Origin of the sequence: Limnoglobus roseus (assembly GCF_008254045.1) — a bacterium.
Lineage (GTDB): Bacteria > Planctomycetota > Planctomycetia > Gemmatales > Gemmataceae > Limnoglobus > Limnoglobus roseus.
In genome coordinates this window covers 2,621,524-2,639,760 of sequence record NZ_CP042425.1, presented here as the reverse complement: position 1 = coordinate 2,639,760, position 18,237 = coordinate 2,621,524, and the positions used below count along the sequence as shown (strand labels likewise).

The following is an 18,237-nucleotide window of genomic DNA, read 5'->3' as shown; positions in this document are numbered from 1 at the left end:
GGATGACGCGGACCTGCGGGCGCGGATGAAAGCCGGATAAGATCAAGAGCAGAGAACGCGATGAAACACGAAGAGATCACCGAGCGGGTCATCGGGGCGTTTTACCACGTTTACAACACGCTCTGATGGGGATTTCTGGAGAGGGTTTATCACAATGCGTTGGCCATTGAGTTGGCAAAGCGGGGCATCGGAGCCGAAAGCCAAAAGAAGATCGACGTGCGGTACGAGGGAAGTTTGGTTGGCGAATACTACGCTGATTTTCTGGTGGAAGGTTGTGTCATCCTCGAATTGAAGTCGGTCGAAACCCTTGCTCCCGAGCACGACCCGCAACTCTTGAACTACCTTAAGGCTACCGACATCGATGTCGGACTTTTGCTCAACTTCGGCCCCAAGCCACAGGTTCGTCGAAAGGTCTTCGAAACCGCCCGCCACCAGTCTCAACTTTCGGTCTTGCCTTCGATCTTATAATCGAATCTCTGGTTCTATCCGGCTTTCATCCGCGCCCGAAGGTCCGCGTTATCCGCGTGCCGTCTTCATACGACCCCGACGCACGCCACCAGTTCTGCGTGCGTTAGCGGTCGGTCCGCCGGGAACAGAACGTACCCACCCGGCGAGGCCGAGCAGTCGAGCGTGACCTGTCGGTCGTTCGGCACCGTGAACCCGTCGTCGGCCGGGATGTGCCCGGTCACCAGTAAGTCCGCCCCCACTTTTTGCAGGAACGCCGCCGCCGTTGCCGCGTCTGTGTCGCGGCCCCACAGGATGCCGTAAACCACGCCGCCGGGTTGCAGGTCTTTCGCGTCGTACGCCTCTTGTTCGAGCTGGCTCACGCGAAAGCCGGCGAGGTGCTTCGCCGGAATAAGCGTGTGGCTGAGGAAGACGTGGTTCGGCGTCAGCAACCCCAGCGGGCACGCCTGGAAGAGTTCCATGTAGGTGCGATAAATCTCCGGCATCGCCGCCTGCCCGTAGGCGGCGAGCACGCCGAGGCGGAACTGTTCGTTCAGGTCGGCGTCCCCCTTGAGAATCTTCCGCCCCGTCCACTGGCCCATCTCGTGGTTGCCCGGCAGGTAGTGAACGCGGTCCGGGAACTGCCCCTTCGCGACGGCGAACAGGTCCACGACCTGGTGCGACTTCTCGCCGCCGTTGGGGTACGGGAACTTCCCGTGAATGAGTTCTTGCAGCACGAGGTGCCGCCGCGGGTGGTTCGCCAGGTCGGCGAGTTTCCACACCGCCTGGAAGTTCGGCACGTGGCCGTGCAGGTCGCCCACGACGAGTACGTCGTCGCAGTTCTGGAGGTGGACGAAGTGCCCGGTACGGCCGGGGGTCGCTTTCACCAACTCGACGGCCCGGCGAAGGGTCGCCAGCATTCGATCGGGCGGGGGCATGAACGTCTCCGCAATTACCGTCGCCGTTCGTACTGGTTGCCCGGTAGGCGGCGGATCAGTTTCTTCAATTCTAATTGCATTAACGACGATGTGAGTTGGCTAATTGCCGCGCCCGTCAGGCGGGAGAGTTCGTCGGCGTGCTTCGGCGTACCGTCGAGGGCGTCCCAGATTTTTTGCTGCACGGCATCAAGGCCGGCCGGAACCATCGGCGGCTCGAACAAACTCGGCGTCGGGTTGGCCGCGGCCGGGCGTCGGGGCGGGGCCGCGTCGGGCGGGGCGATGCCGCGGAGGTCTTCGAGAATGTCGTCCGCGTCGCGGACCAACTTCGCCCCCTTGCGGATCAACTCCAGGCACCCGGCACTCGCGGGACTGTCCACCGGCCCCGGCACAACGAAGACTTCCCGCCCCTGTTCGGCCGCGTGATCGACGGTGATCAGCGCACCGCTCTTGACGTTCGCCTCGACCACGACGACGGCACGCGACAGGCCGCTGATAATGCGGTTGCGGGCGGGGAACATCCCCGGTAGCGGCGCGACCGTCATCGGCGTCTCGGAAACGAGGCAGCCCTGTTTCGCCACGTCGTCGGCCAAGCTCGTGTGTTCCGGCGGGTAGATTTTCGCCAGCCCACCGGCGAGGACGGCGATCGTCCGCCCGCCGGCGTCGAGCGCGCCGCGGTGGGCGGCCCCGTCGATGCCGCGGGCCAACCCGGAAATGACCGTCCAGCCGGCCCGCGCCAACCCTGCCGCGATGCGCTCGGCGATGCGCTTGCCGTAGGCGGTACACGCCCGCGAGCCGACGATGCCCACCGCGTTCGCGTCGGCGGCGGTCAGCGTGCCGCGAAGGTAGAGCAAGCCCGGCGGCCCGACGAGTGTGGTCAGCCGCGTCGGGTAGTCGGCTTCGCCCAGGACGACCGGCCGAACGCCGTGCTTCACTAATAGTTCCGATTCCGGACCAACGTCCACGGTCCGGAACGATTCGCTGAAGGAGCGGGCGAGTTTGTCGCCGATGAGCGGGATGGCGAGGAGTTGCAAGTAGGTGGCCTTCAACGCGGCGGCGGGCGAGCCGAAGTGTTCGAGCAAGGCGGCCGTCAATTTTGGGCCGAGTCCAGGCACAAGGGCGAGTTTCAGGTGGTCGCGAAGGACGGGAGAAAATCCGTCAGAAACGTCCTGTTTCGAGCCGGTGGGAGGCTCGACCGGCATAGCGTGCAACCGGAAAGAGGTGAGTGAAAAAGTGGCTTCCGTGCCGTTCGCCCCTTCCTTGGGTGGGCCAATCTTAGGGGCGATTCCGGCGCGGGGCAACAACGAAATTCGAACTCCGCGGCATCGCCTGAAAGGAGCGGGAGATACGGCGGAAAAAATCCTCACGCCGTCGTCGGTTGCGTCATTGGCAGGCGGATCGTGAAGCAACAACCCTGGCCTTCTTCGCTCGTCAGGGTCAGTTCGCCGCCCTGTTCCTGCACAGTCTTTCGGCTCACCGGCAGCCCGAGGCCGGTGCCCCGGTTGCCCTTCGTGCTAATGAACGGCTTGAAGATTTCCTCGAACATGTCGACCGGGATGCCGGGGCCGTTGTCGCGCACGTCGATGCCGATGCTCTGGCCGTCGGCGGCCTTGTATAGCTCAACCGTGACCGTCGCCGCGTCGCGGTCTTCGAGGGCGTCGATGGCGTTGCTGACGAGGTTCAAGAGTGCCCGGTGAACGCCGTCCGCGTCGCACGGCACCACGGGGAAGTCGGCCGGCGGCCGGTATTCGAGCGTGACCTTCTTCTCCTTCGCCCGGCCGCGGACCACGTCGAGCACGTCCGCGATCAGGTCCACGAGGTTCGTCGGCTCGATGATCGGGTCGCGCTCCTTCGAGAAGCTGAGCATGTCGAGGATCAGGTCGTCGATGCGGGCCTGATTCCGTTCGACGAGGCCCCAGCCCTTCGTCAGCAACTCGCGGTCGTTCTCGGCCAGGGCGGTGCGGACCATGTCGCTGCCGAAGCGGACGCCCTGCATGATGTTCTTGATGTGGTGCGACATCCCGGCGATCGTCTGCCCGACGGCCGCCAGTCGCTCGGCGTTCACCATCGCCTGGTAGTACCGCGTCTCCTCGATCGCCAGCCCCGCCTGGTGGGCGATCGCGATGGCGAGGTGCAAATGATCCTCGGTGAAGCGGGCCGCGTCGGTGCCGGATTGCGTGTCGAGGAACAGCACGCCGACCGTCTCGTGCCGGCCGCGCATCGGCACGCAGATGACCTCGCGCAGCCGGTGCTTGACGATGCTCGCGCCCTCGCGGAACCGCTCGTCGCCGGCCGCATTCGCGATCAAGATGCCCGTCTGCTCCTTCAAGACGTAATCGACGATCGTGCGGCTCACCGTCAGATCGGCCTTGTCGCGGCCACGGGTCTTCACCGCCTTCGGCATCAGCGCGCCGGTTTCGACGTCTTTCACCAGGAAGCAGCCCTGATCGGCGTCGGACGTTCGCAGCACGAGTTCCATGATGCGGCCGAGGAGTTCGTCCACGTCGAGGATCTGGCTGACGGCGTTCGCCGCCTCGTACATCACGGCGAGGTTCGACAGCCGCGTTCGCAGCCACGCGGTGTTCGCCTGGGTGGGGTCTTTGAGCAGCACGCTGCCGGCGTCAACGGGCACGCGGCGGACGATGCCGGAGAGGACGCCCGAATCGAGTTCCGGCGTCAGGCGGATGGCGGCCGACCCAGTCGAGCCGTCGGTGGTGAACAGGAGAGTCGTGTCGCCGAGGTGGATGCGGTCACCGGACCGGAGTTCGGCCATCTGCACGATCTGCCCGTTGACCCGCGTGCCGTTGCCGCTGCCGAGGTCGGCGAGGGCGTACCCGGTCGGCGTGGCCCGCAACTCGAAGTGCTTCCGCGAGACGCGGTTGTCGGTGAGGGCGACCGGGTTCGTGGAGTGCCGGCCGACGACGACGGTGAGTTCCTTCAGGAAGAACTTCTTCCCCTGGTCCACGCCGGCGATGACGATGAGTTGCGACATGGCGTGACCCTACTCATGCGCGTACAGCTTCCGCTCGCGGATGAACTCCTCGACGCTCCGCGGCAGTAGGAAGCGGATCGTTTGTGCAGCCGCGACGCGGGTGCGGATGTCGCGGCTGGAAATCTCCATCAGCGGACATTCCACCACCGTCAACCGCACGTCCGCGGGCGGCATCCCGAGCGACGCCGCCAGTTGCTCGCGGGTCCACAAAGGCGTGCCGGGTCGCGGGACGACCACGAGCGAGGCTTGTTCCAGCACCCGCCGCGGTTCGTGCCATTGGGCCAGGTCGGGCAAACAGTCGGCCCCGACGATGAGGTGGAAGGCGTGCTCCGGGTGCCGCACGCGGAGTTCGGCGAGCGTGTTGGCCGTGAAGCTCGGCGGCGGCAGTTCCTTCTCGATCGCTTCCACGCGGAAGAGTGGCTGGCCGGTGGTGGCGAGCGCGATCATGTCGCAGCGGTGTTCGAACCGCGTGATCGGCCGGCCGACTTTGTGCGGCGGCTTGTAGCTGGGTAGGAACCAGACTTCGTCCAGCCCCGCGTCGGCCCGGCAGCGTTCCGCGAGGATGAGGTGGCCGTGGTGGACGGGGTCGAAAGTTCCGCCGAAGATGCCGATGTTCATGCCGTCAGTTTATATGAGCCGACCGCCGAATGGTGACGGGCACGACCGAAGGTTTTGTTCCATCACTCCGGCCCGTCGCGGAGGCTTTGCGGTGCCGCTGGCTGTTCCTTGACGGTCACACCGCTGCGGCCGAGTGCCACGAACAGGGCCGCGAGGTCGATGATGCGGGCGGCCGCGGCCGGCACACGCACGCCGTTCGCGTGAATATTCGAGATCAAGTTCCGGTCGGCGTCCGTCTGCCCGCACCGCGGTTGGAAGGCCAGGTACGCCGACAGGCTTTCGGCCGTCGCCAAACCCGGCCGTTCGCCGATCAGCAGGACGACGACCCGGGGTTGGAGCAACTCACCGATGTCGTTCACGACCCCGACCCGGCAGTGGCGGACGGCGAACGGCCGGCCGAACGACCAGTCCCGCTCCCCGGCCCTCGCAGAGAGTTCGTCGAGCAACGCCGGGGCGTGGGCGGCCGCGGCGAGGGCCGACAGGCCGTCTCCGATGGCGACCTGAAACTGGCACCCGGCCGGGCAGGATGCTTGAATCCGCTCGCGGGACGCGGCGTCGAACCGCCGGCCCAAGTCCGGCCGCATCAGGTGTTCCCCCTTCGATCTCGCCAGCGTCGTCACGGCGAACAAGCCGTGGGCAGCGATCTGCTCCGGGCGGAAGGCGCGGGGCAGGTCTAACTCTTCCTCGACGGCATCACGGGCCGCCGCGTGGTCTTCGCGGAGCTTTAGCCACGTCGCCGTCCGGTAACCCGTTCCCGCGCGGCCGACGAGGACGCGGGCCGGCGTTCGGTCCAACGCTTGCCGCAGTGGGTCGTCGGGTGACAGGGCGGTGTCACTCACGCCGGAGCCTCCACCGACGGCTCGTGAACGACCTCTTCCGCGTGGCGGATGGCCTCCCGCTGTTGCATCGTCATCACGCCGTGCGGCGGGCCGGGGAATTTCGATCGCGCGGCCGCGAACCAGAACCCGGCCAGTGCTGCGGTCGTGACGCCGACGACGATCACGGCCTTGTCGTTGGGTGGTTGCATCCCAATGACGATCAACCCGACGCACCCGAGAGCGCTCACGACCGCCAGCGGCCGGAACCACGCGCCGAGCGTCCACGGCCCCATCTCCGTCCACCACCGGCCGTAGGCGAAGAGGCCGATCACGGTCGGGAGCACGTAGGAGATGTACAGGAAGATCACGCACACGGCAGTGATCGTCGAGTAGACGGGCGAGTAGACGGTGAACAGCACGGACGCCCCTGCCACAAGCCAGATGGCGAATGCCGGCGTGCGGAACCGCGGCGAGACGCGGCGGACCCACTTCGACGCCGGCAGGCCGCCATCGCGGGCGAAGGCGAACGCCACCCGCGACGCGGAGGTGATCGTAGCCAGCCCGCACAGGTATTGCGCGACGGCAATGCCGCCGAGCAAGAGGGTCGTGAGCGTTCCCGGGAGGGCATCGCCAATTGCCAGCGGCACGATCCGACTGCCGCGCTCGGCGGCCGCCGCCGGTTCGCGCATTGACAACACGATCGCAGCCAGCATCAGCCATCCGAACGCCCCGGACACCAGCACCGACCGAACGATCCCCTTCGGCACGTTCCGCGAGGCATCGACTGTTTCCTCTGCCGCATGGGCCGAGGCGTCGAACCCCGTCACCGTGTACGCGGGCAGCAGGAAACCGAGGGCGAACAGCCACGTCAGCGATTGCGTCGGCGGCCAAACGGGGTCGCCGCCCGTCGGCGTGCCGCTGAAATTCGTGAACGTCCACAGCCGCGACAGGTCGAAGGACGGGGCCGTCGCCAGGAGGCTGACGGTCAGCACGATCGACACCAGCACAATCCAGTAGCCACTGAAATCGGTCAGCACCCGCGTCACGCGGATGCCGAGGTGGTTGACCAACGCCTGCGTCGCGGTCATTACGACGACAACGACCAGTTTCGTGGCCGCGTCGAGTTCGAACGCCGGCGAGAAGGCCGCGAAACCAAATTCCACCGTGCCGACGTTGATCGCGGCGAGGACCGTCACGAGGCCGAGGAGGTTGAAGCACGCCGTGCCCCAGCCCCAGCCGCGGCCGCCGAGAATCGCCGCCCAGTGGTACAGGCCGCCAGCCGTCGGGAAGGCAGACGCAATTTGCCCCATCGTGGCCGCGACGCACAACGAGAACAGGCACACCAGCGGCCAGCCGAGGCCGATGGCGGCCCCGCCGACGGAGCAGTACCCGACGTGGAACGACGTGATCCCGCCGGCCAGGATGCAGATGATCGACAGCGAGATCGCGAAGTTCGAGAACCCGTTCAGGCAGCGGGACAGTTCCTGGGCGTAGCCCATCTTGTGGAGCGTTCGCACGTCGTCGGATTCGGCACTCATGCGCGTCCCCGTCAGCCGGTCAGGAGGTGTTGGAGGTGGCCCGCCAGGGCGGGCCGGTCGTCGGAGAGCGGGGAGAGACGAGCATTCTTAAAGATCCCGCGGGCTTCCAGCCAGGTCAGAAACTCCGGGGCGGGGGACAGGCCGAACAGTTCGCGGACCGTCGCCGCGTCGTGGTAGCTCGTGGACTGGTAGTTCAGCATCACGTCGTCGCCGCACGGCACGCCCATGAAGTAGTTGCACCCGGCCGCGGCGAGCAACACCATCAGGTTGTCGGCCGAGTTCTGATCGGCGTCCACGTGGTTGGTGTAGCACACGTCCACGCCCATCGGCAGGCCGAGCAGTTTGCCCACGAAGTGGTCTTCCAACCCGGCCCGGACGATCTGCCGCTCGTCGGCGAGATATTCGGGGCCGATGAACCCGACCACACTGTTGACGAGGAACGGGTCGAGCGACCGGGCCACGGCGTAGGCCCGCGCCTCGATCGTGAGCTGATCGACGCCGTGGTGGGCGTCGGCCGAGAGGGCACTGCCCTGCCCCGTCTCCAGGTACATCACCTGATCGCCAGCCCAAGGCACGTCGCGCTGCCGATGCGATTCGAGGACACGCTCCCGGCCTTCGCGGAGCAACGGTAGGCTGACACCGAAGCTGGCGTTCGTGGCCTGCGTGCCGCCGATGGACTGGAACAGCAGATCGACGGGCGAACCGCGGTCGAGGGCCGCAAGTTGGGTCGTGACGTGGGCCAGACAGCACGCCTGCGTCGGCACGCCGAGTTTCGTGATGAGCCGGTCTAGCCCGCCGAGCACCGCGGCCGTCGATTCGACCGAGTCGTTCGCGGGGTTCACGCCGATCATGGCGTCGCCACAGCCGTACATCAGGCCGTCGAGGGCTGAGACGAGGATGCCGGTCAAGTCGTCGGTCGGGTGGTTCGGCTGCACGCGGATGCTCAGCACGCCACGCTCGCCGACCGTGTTCCGGCAGCGGGTGACGTTGCGGATGCGGGCAGCAACCGCGATGAGTTCCTTGTTCGCCATCAACTTCGTGACGGCGGCGGCCACCTCGGGTGTGATCGCGCGGCCAATGCCCCGAAGGTCGGTCGCGCCGTCGAGCAACAGTTCCCGGAACTCGCCGACGGTCAACGGGGCGATCTCGCGGAACGCTTCGCGGTCGTGGGAGTCGAGGATCAGTCGCGAAACGTCGTCCTGCTCCGGCGGGATGACGGGGGTCGCCACGATGTCGGCGAGGGGCACGTCCGCGAGGGCGAGTTTCGCGGCCACCCGCTCGCGCTCGGACCGGGCGGCGATGCCGGCGAGTTCGTCGCCGGACTTCTTCTCGTTTGCCTTCGCCAACAGGTCGGCGAGCGTCGGGAAGACGAACCGCTCGCCGCGGATGGTGTGCGTGAATGCCATGAGGCGGGCGTCGAGGATGGGGGCTTACGTTAGCAGAAGATAGCAAGCCGGGCGGCCGACCACAAGCGCTGGCCGCCCGGCTTTCGCTCTTGACACCGCCCCGTGATCTTTCGGACCATCACACCGATTCCCGGCAAGGAGTGCCGTCGTGCTGGTCCGTCCCGCTGTTGCCGCCTTTGACCTCGTGCCCGGTCCCGACCTGTCGCCCGTCGCGGAGGGGCCGCCGAACACCTGGCACGCCCACGGGCACGTCGTCCGCTTCACGACAGACGCCCCGCTGCCGGCGGGCTGGTATCGCCTCCGGTTGGCGCTGACGAACGCGGGGCGGCCGGCGATCCGCAAGCGTGCCGAGCTGTTCGCCGACGGAGAGAAGCTCGAAGCCTTCGAGTGGAACCACGACCTGCGCGAAGACCTGATTGTCCGCCTGCCGCGGCCGGTTCACCGATTGGAACTCACGCTGCGACACGTCGGCGGCCCGTTCACGCTCACCCGGTTCGAACTTCGGCGAACCTCGAAGGCTCGCACCGTCGCGCGGGCCGTGCGGCTGAAGTTGAAGCTGTTGCAGTCCTACAACTGCTTCTGGCCGGTCGTCTCGCGCGGCGGCAAACTGCTCGCTCAGGGCCGGCTCCGCGAGTTCGGGCGGAAGGTGTTGCGCGGCCTGCCGGACAGCCGCACGATGCGGATCGAAGTGAAGAGGGCGGCCGAAGTCTCGGCCATGTGGTGGCGGCGGCGGGCCTTGTCCGCGGACGAAATCGCGAAGCTGAAGCACGAGGCCGACGCGATCGCGACGCCGACTCCGGTAGCCGTGCTGATCCCGGCCGACCTGACGCGGGCCGACCACGCCCGGCAGGCCATCCTCAGCGTGCTGCGGCAGGTCTACCCGCACTGGGAACTCGCCGTCGCGTGGCCGACGGACGCCGTTTCGCAAAAGTTGCTCTCGCTGACCGCGTGGGATTCGCGCATCCGCATCGTGCGGCCGGGCGGTGACGGCGGACTGTCGCAAGCCGTCAGCCGGGCGCTCGAATCGCTGGAATCGGACCGCGTGCTCGTGCTGCCGCCCGACTGGGAACTCGCCGAGGCGGCCCTGCTGCGGTTCGCGCAAGCGGACGCGGATTGCGTCACCTGCCCCGTTCCCGGCGGGGGCACGGCTGCGTTGCTGCCGCGAGCGTTTTTGCAGAACGCGATGGAGAAGTTGAACGCGACGACCGCTGTCGGCGTCACGCGGTGGGCGGCTTCGCTCATTCCCGAAACGTCAACGGCCTGCCTGAACGAACCGCAACTCTTCCCGCTCGACACGGGGGAAGCGGTTGCCGCGAAGCGACCGGCCCGGCCGGCTACTCGGTCGCTCGTCCTCGCGGGCAGCATCCGCGGCATCAGCGGGTGGGATTACGTCGTGTTCGCGATGCTCAAGGGCCTGCGGTCCGCGGGCGTGGACGTTCAACAGCACCACGCGGCCGGCGTCTTCCCCGACCTGCTGCCGCCGGACCTGCGGCCGAAGAAGGTGAAGCGGACGACGCAACCGCAACTCGCGATCGCCCCGCCGTTCCTCCTCAAAAGCTTCGCTCCCGACGACCGCACGGCCGCGTACACGATGTGGGAGAGCGACCGCCTCGACGCGGCCGAAGTGGCGGTGCTGAACCGCTCGCGCGTGGTCATCGTGCCGAGTCGGTGGGGGGCCGAGTGCTTCCGCGTCAGCGGCGTGACCGTGCCGATCGAAGTCGTGCCGCTCGGCTACGACCCGCTAGTGTTTCATCCGAGTCGGCCAAGCGATTCGCTGTGCATCTTCGGCACCGCGGGGGCACTCAGTGCGGGCGGGTTGCGGAAGAACGTCCGGCGGGTTGTCGATCTGTTCCGGGCCGCGTTCCCGACGGAAGCCGACGTTCGGCTGCGCGTGAAGATCACGCCGAACTGCCCGCCGTTCGAGATCGACGACGATCCGCGAATCGAAATCGTCCGGGCCGCCCTGCCGTACTCCGACCTCGCACGGTGGAACCGCTCGCTGACCGCCTACGTGAACGCTTCGTTCGCCGAGGGGTTCGGCTTCCACCTGCTCGAAGCGATGGCCTGCGGCGTGCCGCTCATCACCGCGAACTACAGCGGCCTCACCGAGTTCTTCGACGAATCGGTCGGGTACGCGGTGCCGCACAAGCTCGTCGAGGCGAACAACGACATCTACCGCGGCCGCTGGGCCGACCCGGACGACGCCGCGATTGTCGAGCAAATGCGCCGCGTCTACCGCGATCGGGCGGAGGCGGCGACCTTCGGAGAAGCCGCCGCGAGCCGCGCCCGCACCTTCACCTGGCGCGACACCGGCCGGAAGCTGTTGAAGGTGTTGGACCAATACGACCTGCTGGAACCGACCCGATGACCGTTGCGATTGCGACCCCGATCTTGAACGACGGCGACGCCATCGGCCATGACGTACTCGGCATGGCGAACGCCCTGCGGGCCGACGGCCACGACGTGCGGTTCTTCGCCGAGAAGGCCCGCGTGGACGAAGACGTGTTCCCGCTCGCCGACCTCGCGGACTTCCTCCGGCACGGCGACAACGCGGTCATCTACCACCACTCGTTGCGGTGCGACACGGCTGTTCGGGCCGTCGAACGGTATCCGCATCAAGCGGTGGTGAAGTTCCACAACGTCACGCCGCCGCGGTTCTTCACGGATGTGAACCCAGAGGCCGTCCCCGATTGCGAAGTCGGCCGGCAGCAGGCGATTCGGCTGGCTCGTTCCGGTGTGCCGTTCTGGGTCGATTCCGCGTTCAACGCCCGCGACTTGGCCGACGACGTGCCCACGCTTCGCTCGGAGGAACTGCCGCCGTTCCACCAAGCCGAGACGCTGCTGCGAACGACCCCGGACGCCGACAACCTCGGCGGCCTCGACAACTGGGCGCCGACGCTGCTGTGTGTCGGCCGGGTGGCCCCGAATAAGAACCTGGAACTCGCCGTCGAGACGCTCGCTGAACTCCGCGACCCGCACGCCCGACTCGTCCTGGCCGGCGAACACGTTTACGCCGACTACTCCGACCGCGTCTTGAAGCGGGCCGAATCCCTCGGCGTGGCCGGTTCGCTCGTCGTCACCGGCCACGTTTCGACGGCCCAACTGAAAGCTCTGTACTTGGCCTCGGACTTGCTCCTCGTCACGAGCGACCACGAAGGGTTTTGCGTGCCGCTGGTGGAAGCGATGGTCCTCGGCGTGCCGATCGTCGGCGTGCCGCGAACGGCCGTGCCCGACACCGGCGGCGACGCGGTTCGGTACGCGAACGACGCCCCGACTCTGGCGAACGCCGTTCGCGAGGTGATTGACGACAGCCCCACCCGCGAACGGCACCTGCGGGCCGGCCGTCGCCGCTATCGCGAGCGGTTCTCGCAGACAGCGATTGCCGCCCGGTTCCGCGAGTTGTTCGCCCGACAGTTCGCCGCCTGTGCCGTGTGACGGAGGGTTCCGATGCGAAATGAACGTGAGAAGATGCTGGCCGGGGAACTGTACGACGCGCTCGACGCGGAGTTAGTGAAGGGCCGCGACCGTGCCCGCGACCTGTGCCAGATTTTGAACGCCACCCGCGAGGGCGACCAGGGCGTCCGCCGGCAGATCCTGAAAGACCTACTCGGCAAGGGCGGCGACTCGGCCTGGCTGCAACCGCCGTTCTACTGCGACTACGGCACCAACATCGAACTCGGCGAGCGGGTCTACTTCAACTTCAATTGTGTGATTTTGGACGTGTGCAAGGTCACGATCGGCGACTTCGCGTTCTTCGGCCCGGCCGTGCAGATTTACACCGCCACCCACCCGCTGAACGCCGCACTGCGCCGCACCCAGGAGTTCGGTAAGCCGATCACCATTGGCTCGGATGTCTGGGTTGGCGGTGGTGCGATCATTTGCCCCGGCGTGACCATCGGCTCGAAGACCGTCATCGGGGCCGGCAGCGTCGTCACGAAGTCGATCCCCGATGGCGTTCTCGCCGTCGGCAACCCGTGCCGCGTGGTGCGGGCGATCACCGACTGACGGCAGCGCCCCTTCGAAAGCCTTCAACCCGGTCACAAAAGCAAAAGCGGCGGGCGAACACTCGCCCGCCGCCGTGGTTTGTCGGAGTCGTCCAAAATCAATCGTCGCTCGAATTCACTTCGCCGTTCGACCGCGTCACGAGGGCCGCGAAGTTCTGCGGGGTGACGGTCGAGCGGATGAACCGCACCGAGCCGTCGCCGAGCAGCGTGTTGATGCCGCCGGTGTGGAACGAGTACGGGGCGCTGGACCCTTCCGTGAGGAACGGGGCCACGTTGTACGTCGGGTAGTCGTAGCCGTTGGCGCAGTTGATGGCGCAAGCGGCGGTGGCCGAGGTCGCGTAGGACGTACCGTCTGGCGTCGTCGGGAAGTAGTCCAGGTCGGACGCCGGGCGGGCCCAGCCGCCGCCGTTCACCTTGTTCGTCGGCACCGTGCCGAACGGCTTCCCGAGGCGGTAAATCTGCGGGCGGCCGGCCGATTCCGTGATGGCGATGGTGTTCGACAACCCGTCGGTGACGGCCAGCAACTTGTTACCCGGGGTCTTATTCTTTTCGAGGATGCCCGGGATGAGTACGCCGGTCGAGTTCACCACCGTCGAGACCGGGTGAACGCCGGTCGCCGCGGCGTAGTCCGTCACCGCGACGATGTTCGCCCAGGTAGCGGCCTGCGGGTCGCCGTCCTGGCGGTCCGAGTTCGGCGTCGACGGGCAGTTCAGAACCTTAATCTTCTGCGAAGTCGTGGCGACGTTCGTGCCGGCCCCCCAACTGATCGTGGTGTCGTAGTTCTTGCGAAGGTTGTCCTGCTCAACGAACGCCAGCGATGGGATCATCCAACTCGTCCGCGGCAGGGTCGTACTGCCCGACGGCCGAATGCTGCTGGGCAGATAGCCGTAGGTGCTCTCATGGTTGTGCAGGGCGAGGCCGAGTTGCTTGAGGTTGTTCGTACACGTCGAGCGGGCGGCCGCTTCGCGGACCTTCTGGACCGCCGGAAGCAGCAGGCCGATCAAAATGGCGATGATCGCGATGACGACCAACAGTTCGATGAGGGTGAAGCCGCTACGACGGTGGGGAAGGACTCGCTTCATCTCGGACTCCTGAGTGATGGACCGCATTCCTGGTCAACAGACTACTAAGTCGGTCAACTTGGTGATTGATCTGAATAAATACTATCGTTATCATCGTCTTAGTCAAGATTATTTTGAACAGGGCTGCAGAATTCGGGAAAATGACCAGAGAAATGGCTTCATTCCAGGCTATCTACTGACCTAAAAACGCAGAAGATCGGCTTCGGGATTACTGCTCCCGAAGCCGATCTTCCCATAGACGACCGAATTGATAATCAAATCGCGTAGTCTGGCTCGAAGACTCGTACCTTCCGCGGTAAGACGAACACCGCATCGCCCTTCTTGAGCTTTAGTTCCGCCGAACGGTAAGGCGGCAGATCGACGTTCAGTTCTAACCCTGTCTCGACGACCGACACAAGTACCCGCGTGACCGCCCCGGCCGGGACGATGTGCTTGACCGTGGCGTGCATACTTGCGACGCCGTTGGCCTGCGTGGCCAGGTCGAGTTCGTGCGGCCGAACGAAGACCTTCGTCGGGCCGTCCTCGCGGTGGCTCGGCAGGTCGAACTCCAGATCGCCGACGATCGCCTTGCCCTCGTGGACGCGGCCGTGGAAGACGTTCACCTGGCCAAGAAAGTCCATCACGAAGGCGTTGGCCGGGTGGTCGAACACCTCCTGCGGCGTGCCGGCTTGCTCGATCTTGCCGGCGTTCATCACGACGACGCGGTCGGACACTTCGAAGGCCTCTTCCTGGTCGTGCGTGACGAAAATCGTCGTCACCGGCACCTCGTCGTGCAGTTTCCGCAACCACTGCCTCAACTCGGTGCGCACCCGCGCGTCGAGGGCACCGAAGGGTTCGTCGAGCAACAGCACTCGTGGTCGGGCGGCAAGCGCCCGCGCGAGTGCGATCCGCTGCCGCTGCCCGCCAGAGAGTTGGGCCGGGTACCGCTGGCCGTGATTTTCGAGGCGGACGAGGTGTAGCAGTTCGTTGACGCGCGTCGTCACGTCGCCGTTCTTCCAGTTCCGCACGCGGAGGCTGAAGGCGACGTTCTCGAACACGGTCATGTGTTTGAACAGCGCGTAGTGCTGGAAGACGAAGCCGAAGTTGCGGTCCTTCGCACTGTGCCGGGTCACGTCGTTGTCGGAGTGGTGGACCGTGCCGGCGTCGGCGTGCTCCAGGCCGCCGATGATGCGCAGCAGCGTCGTCTTGCCCGACCCGGACGGCCCGAGCAGTGCCAGCAATTCCCCCTCCGGCACGTCGAGCGAGACGTTGTCGAGGGCCGTGAACGTGCCGAATTTCTTGGTGGCGTTGCGGACGGTGATACTCATTTCGTCGGCTCCTCCGCGGCCGCGTTCGGCCGCGTCATCTGCGCCCGCATCTTCCGTTCGACGACGACCTTGATGACGAGCGTGACCAGGGCCAGCATCGTCAGCACGGACGCCAGCGCGAACGCGGCGGGTTGGTTGTATTCCTGGAACAGTTTCTCGACCCGCAGCGGCATCGTGTCGGTCTGCCCGCCGATGCGGCCGCTGACGACGTAGATGGCCCCGAACTCGCCCATCGCACGGGCGTTGCACAGGATGATGCCGTAGAGCAGGCCCCACTTGATGTTCGGGACCGTGACCCGCCAGAACATCTGCCAGCCGGTCGCGCCGAGGCTGCGGGCGGCCATCTCTTCATCCGCCCCGTTCGCTTCCAGAACCGGGATCAGTTCGCGGGCGACGAACGGGAACGTCACAAACGCCGTCGCGAGGACCAACCCCGGCGGGGCGAAGATGATCTGGTAGCCGTGATCCTTCAGCCACGCCCCGATCGGCGTTTGCAGGCCAAAGAGCAGCACGAAGACCAGCCCGGCGACCACCGGCGAGACGCTGAACGGCAGGTCGATGAGCGTGGTCAGGATCGTGCGGCCAGGGAAGCGGAAGCGGGCGATGGTGTACGCGGCGGCGACACCGAAGACGGTGTTTAGGGCCACCGCGACCGGCGCGACGATCAGCGTTAGAAAGACTGCGTGCCGGGTGTCGGCGTTGTTGAACAGGTTGTCCCAGTACGCGCCGACACCCTTGCTGAACGCCTGCACGAAGACGCTGGCGAGTGGCACGACGACCAGCCCGCCGACGATCAGGAGCGTCAGCCCGATGAGCGCGTAGCGGACGTACCACGGGTCGGACCGCGGCTTCGGCGGAGGCGGCAGGTGTTCCACGGTAGCGGGAGCTTCTTCGAGGACGTTAGCCGTCATGGCGGCGGCTCCAGCGTTCGAGGAGGTTGATGACCACCAGCAGCACGAACGAGAACGCCAACAGCAGCACCGCGATGGCGGCCGCTTCCTTGTAGGCGAACTCTTCCAGCCGCGAGACGATCAGCACCGGGGCGATCTCGGTCTTGAACGGCATGTTGCTGCTGATGAAGATGACCGACCCGTACTCACCGATGGAGCGGGCAAACGCGAGCGTGAAGCCGGTCAGCGTCGGCGGGATCAGGCTCGGCAAGATCACGCGGCGGAACGTCTGCCAGCGATTTGCCCCGAGCACGGCCGCGGCTTCTTCCGTCTCCGCGTCCAACTCTTCGAGTACCGGCTGCACCGTCCGCACCACGAACGGGAAGCCGGTGAAGACGAGCACGAGGACGATGCCGTTGCGGGTATACGCCCCTTCGAAACCCAGCGGCACGAGGAACTGCCCGAGCCAGCCGTCCTTGACGTACAGGCTCGCGTAGACCAACCCGGCCACCGCCGTCGGCAGCGCAAAGGGTACGTCCACGAGCGCGTCGACGAACCGCTTGCCGAAGAACTCGTACCGCACGAGCGTCCAGGCGACGATCAGCCCGAGAACGACGTTGATGAGCGCCGCGACGAGCGAGACGGTGAACGTGAGTTGGTACGCGGCGACGGCCCGCGGCGTCCACACGGCCGCCCAGAACTCGCTGGCGTTCAGGTCGGCGGCTTTCAGCAGACAGGCCGCGAGCGGGATCAGCACCAGGATGCTGAGGTACACGAGCGTGTACCCCAATCCCAGGCCGAAGCCGGGCAGCACGCGGCGACTCGCCGTACTCATGCCGCGTCTCCGGCTCGCTCGCCGAGGTTGACGCCGGCGAGTTCGCGGTCGAGTACGGCCCGAAGTTCCCGCCACAGGGCGAGTTCGAGGTCCGTAAACGGGAGGTGCCGGCCGTGGCCGAGCGCCACCGCGTAGGCCGCCTGCGCGAGCTTGGCGACCAACGCCTCGCGCGGGGTTTCCTTCGCGGCCCACTCTTCTTGATAGCTGACGTTCGCGGTCATCGGAAACTCACCTTCAGGGCGATGACATTACCGGGTTCCAAAGTCATTTCTTGCCAGTCGCGTAGATCTGATCGAACACGCCGCCTTCGGCGAAGAACCGCTTCTGAATCGCGTCCCACGTCGGCCCGACTTTCGACGCCGGGAACAGCTCGATCGCCGGGAAGCGGTCGGCCGTGCGGGCCTTCACCGCCGGGTTCGTCGGGCGGTAGTAGTGGTGGGCGATGATCTCCTGTGCGGGCTCGGTGTACAGGAACTTCATGTACGCCTCGGCCGTCGCCCGCGTGCCCTTGCGGTCCACGACCTTGTCCACGACGGCGACGTGCGGTTCGGCCAGCACGCTCACCTTCGGGTAGACGATTTCCAACTCGCCGTTCGCTTCTTGCACTTCCAGTTGGGCCTCGTTTTCCCAGGTCAGGTGAACGTCGCCGATCTTCTTCTGGGCGAAGGTCATCGTCGCCCCCCGTGCGGCCGCGTCCAGCACCGGCACCCGGCGGTAGATTTGTGAGACGTACTCCAGGGCGTCCGCCTCGGTACCGCCGCGGGTGGTAATCGCCCCCCACATCGCCAGGAAGCTCCACTTGCCGTTGCCCGAAGTCTTCGGGTTCGGCGTGATCACGCTGACATCCGGTCGGCCCAAGTCCGGCCAGTCGTGGAGGTTCTTCGGGTTCCCCTTCCGCACCACGAACACGATGGTCGAGATGTACGGCAGCGAGCGGTTCGGCAGTTTGTCTTCCCAGTTCGGCTCGATCAGCCCGGCCTTGCGGATGGCGTCGGTGTCGGTCCAGAGGGCCAGCGTCACCACGTCGCCCGGCAGGCCGTCGATGACCGCCCGCGCCTGACTGCCGGACCCGCCGTGCGATTGGCGGATACCGAGTTTCACGCCGTGTTCTTTTTCGTAGTCCTTCGCGAACGCGATGTTGATGTCGTGCCACAGTTCGCGAGTCGGATCGCAGGCGACGTTCAGCAACTGCTCGTTGCGAGCGAACCCAGCCAGTACGACCCAGACGAACGCGCCGAGGACGTAAACAATGAGGCCGGCGGTTAGAACCTTTCGCACCATGGACGTACCATCTCCCGCGATCGAATCTTCACAATGATTATCGGCTAGAGAATGATTGTCAAGTGCAGTAGTGACAGGGTAGGACCG

17 protein-coding genes are annotated in these 18,237 nt (G+C 66.1%); 4 read left to right on the top strand and 13 right to left on the bottom strand.

The features are described from left to right. The first annotated feature begins 135 nt into the window (after positions 1 to 135). Positions 136 to 468, top strand: coding sequence for a GxxExxY protein (locus PX52LOC_RS11025; protein ID WP_261368411.1), 333 nt, complete (start codon positions 136 to 138; stop codon positions 466 to 468). A 65-nt stretch (positions 469 to 533) separates the two neighbouring features. On the opposite strand, the gene PX52LOC_RS11020 is transcribed toward PX52LOC_RS11025, so the two are convergent. The 7 genes from PX52LOC_RS11020 to PX52LOC_RS10990 all read right to left on the bottom strand — a co-directional run bounded on the left by PX52LOC_RS11020 (position 534) and on the right by PX52LOC_RS10990 (position 8,751). Further along, positions 534 to 1,382, bottom strand: a complete 849-nt coding sequence (locus PX52LOC_RS11020) for a metallophosphoesterase (RefSeq protein ID WP_246173692.1) — start codon at positions 1,380 to 1,382, stop codon at positions 534 to 536. Between the two features lie 14 nt (positions 1,383 to 1,396). After that, positions 1,397 to 2,473 carry a DNA-processing protein DprA gene (dprA, locus tag PX52LOC_RS11015; RefSeq protein ID WP_246173691.1) on the bottom strand — a complete coding sequence of 359 codons (1,077 nt, stop codon included), beginning with the start codon at positions 2,471 to 2,473 and terminating at the stop codon, positions 1,397 to 1,399. Positions 2,474 to 2,742: 269 nt separating this feature from the next. After that, complete coding sequence (locus PX52LOC_RS11010) at positions 2,743 to 4,371, bottom strand: ATP-binding protein (protein WP_149110147.1); 1,629 nt, start codon at positions 4,369 to 4,371, stop codon at positions 2,743 to 2,745. A gap of 9 nt (positions 4,372 to 4,380) precedes the next feature. Further along, the gene (gene nadD / locus PX52LOC_RS11005; RefSeq protein WP_149110146.1) at positions 4,381 to 4,989 is read right to left on the bottom strand and encodes a nicotinate-nucleotide adenylyltransferase; all 609 of its coding nucleotides are present in this window, start codon (positions 4,987 to 4,989) and stop codon (positions 4,381 to 4,383) included. Positions 4,990 to 5,051: 62 nt separating this feature from the next. Next, on the bottom strand, positions 5,052 to 5,828 hold the full coding sequence (gene eutC / locus PX52LOC_RS11000; protein ID WP_149110145.1) for an ethanolamine ammonia-lyase subunit EutC: 777 nt from the start codon (positions 5,826 to 5,828) through the stop codon (positions 5,052 to 5,054). Next, positions 5,825 to 7,345: an amino acid permease gene (locus PX52LOC_RS10995; protein WP_149110144.1), complete on the bottom strand. Its 1,521-nt coding sequence runs from the start codon at positions 7,343 to 7,345 to the stop codon at positions 5,825 to 5,827. The genes eutC and PX52LOC_RS10995 overlap by 4 nt, the downstream gene beginning before the upstream one ends. Positions 7,346 to 7,356: 11 nt before the next feature. Then, the gene (locus PX52LOC_RS10990) at positions 7,357 to 8,751 is read right to left on the bottom strand and encodes an ethanolamine ammonia-lyase subunit EutB (protein WP_149110143.1); all 1,395 of its coding nucleotides are present in this window, start codon (positions 8,749 to 8,751) and stop codon (positions 7,357 to 7,359) included. 148 nt (positions 8,752 to 8,899) lie between these two features. On the opposite strand from PX52LOC_RS10990, the gene PX52LOC_RS10985 reads away from it, so the two are divergent. The 3 genes from PX52LOC_RS10985 to PX52LOC_RS10975 are packed head-to-tail and all read left to right on the top strand — an operon-like array spanning position 8,900 to position 12,756. Next, positions 8,900 to 11,119: a glycosyltransferase gene (locus PX52LOC_RS10985; RefSeq protein ID WP_149110142.1), complete on the top strand. Its 2,220-nt coding sequence runs from the start codon at positions 8,900 to 8,902 to the stop codon at positions 11,117 to 11,119. Continuing rightward, a complete protein-coding gene (locus tag PX52LOC_RS10980) occupies positions 11,116 to 12,186 on the top strand; it encodes a glycosyltransferase (protein WP_149110141.1) in 1,071 nt (356 codons plus the stop codon). The genes PX52LOC_RS10985 and PX52LOC_RS10980 overlap by 4 nt, the downstream gene beginning before the upstream one ends. 12 nt (positions 12,187 to 12,198) lie before the next feature. Next, the gene (locus PX52LOC_RS10975) at positions 12,199 to 12,756 is read left to right on the top strand and encodes a sugar O-acetyltransferase (protein ID WP_149110140.1); all 558 of its coding nucleotides are present in this window, start codon (positions 12,199 to 12,201) and stop codon (positions 12,754 to 12,756) included. 97 nt (positions 12,757 to 12,853) lie between these two features. Here PX52LOC_RS10975 and PX52LOC_RS10970 read toward each other — a convergent pair whose 3' ends face one another. The 6 genes from PX52LOC_RS10970 to PX52LOC_RS10945 all read right to left on the bottom strand — a co-directional run bounded on the left by PX52LOC_RS10970 (position 12,854) and on the right by PX52LOC_RS10945 (position 18,150). Continuing rightward, entirely contained in the window at positions 12,854 to 13,837 is a 984-nt protein-coding gene (locus PX52LOC_RS10970) for a DUF1559 domain-containing protein (RefSeq protein WP_149110139.1), read from the bottom strand. Positions 13,838 to 14,091: 254 nt separating this feature from the next. After that, positions 14,092 to 15,144 carry a sulfate/molybdate ABC transporter ATP-binding protein gene (locus tag PX52LOC_RS10965; RefSeq protein ID WP_149110138.1) on the bottom strand — a complete coding sequence of 351 codons (1,053 nt, stop codon included), beginning with the start codon at positions 15,142 to 15,144 and terminating at the stop codon, positions 14,092 to 14,094. Then, positions 15,141 to 16,055: a sulfate ABC transporter permease subunit CysW gene (gene cysW / locus PX52LOC_RS10960; protein WP_149110137.1), complete on the bottom strand. Its 915-nt coding sequence runs from the start codon at positions 16,053 to 16,055 to the stop codon at positions 15,141 to 15,143. Before cysW ends, PX52LOC_RS10965 begins: the two co-directional genes overlap by 4 nt. Then, complete coding sequence (cysT, locus tag PX52LOC_RS10955) at positions 16,045 to 16,869, bottom strand: sulfate ABC transporter permease subunit CysT (RefSeq protein WP_149110136.1); 825 nt, start codon at positions 16,867 to 16,869, stop codon at positions 16,045 to 16,047. Before cysT ends, cysW begins: the two co-directional genes overlap by 11 nt. Next, entirely contained in the window at positions 16,866 to 17,090 is a 225-nt protein-coding gene (locus PX52LOC_RS10950; RefSeq protein WP_149110135.1) for a hypothetical protein, read from the bottom strand. Before PX52LOC_RS10950 ends, cysT begins: the two co-directional genes overlap by 4 nt. Before the next feature lie 43 nt (positions 17,091 to 17,133). Next, complete coding sequence (locus PX52LOC_RS10945; RefSeq protein ID WP_149110134.1) at positions 17,134 to 18,150, bottom strand: sulfate ABC transporter substrate-binding protein; 1,017 nt, start codon at positions 18,148 to 18,150, stop codon at positions 17,134 to 17,136. Between the last annotated feature and the right edge of the window lie 87 nt (positions 18,151 to 18,237).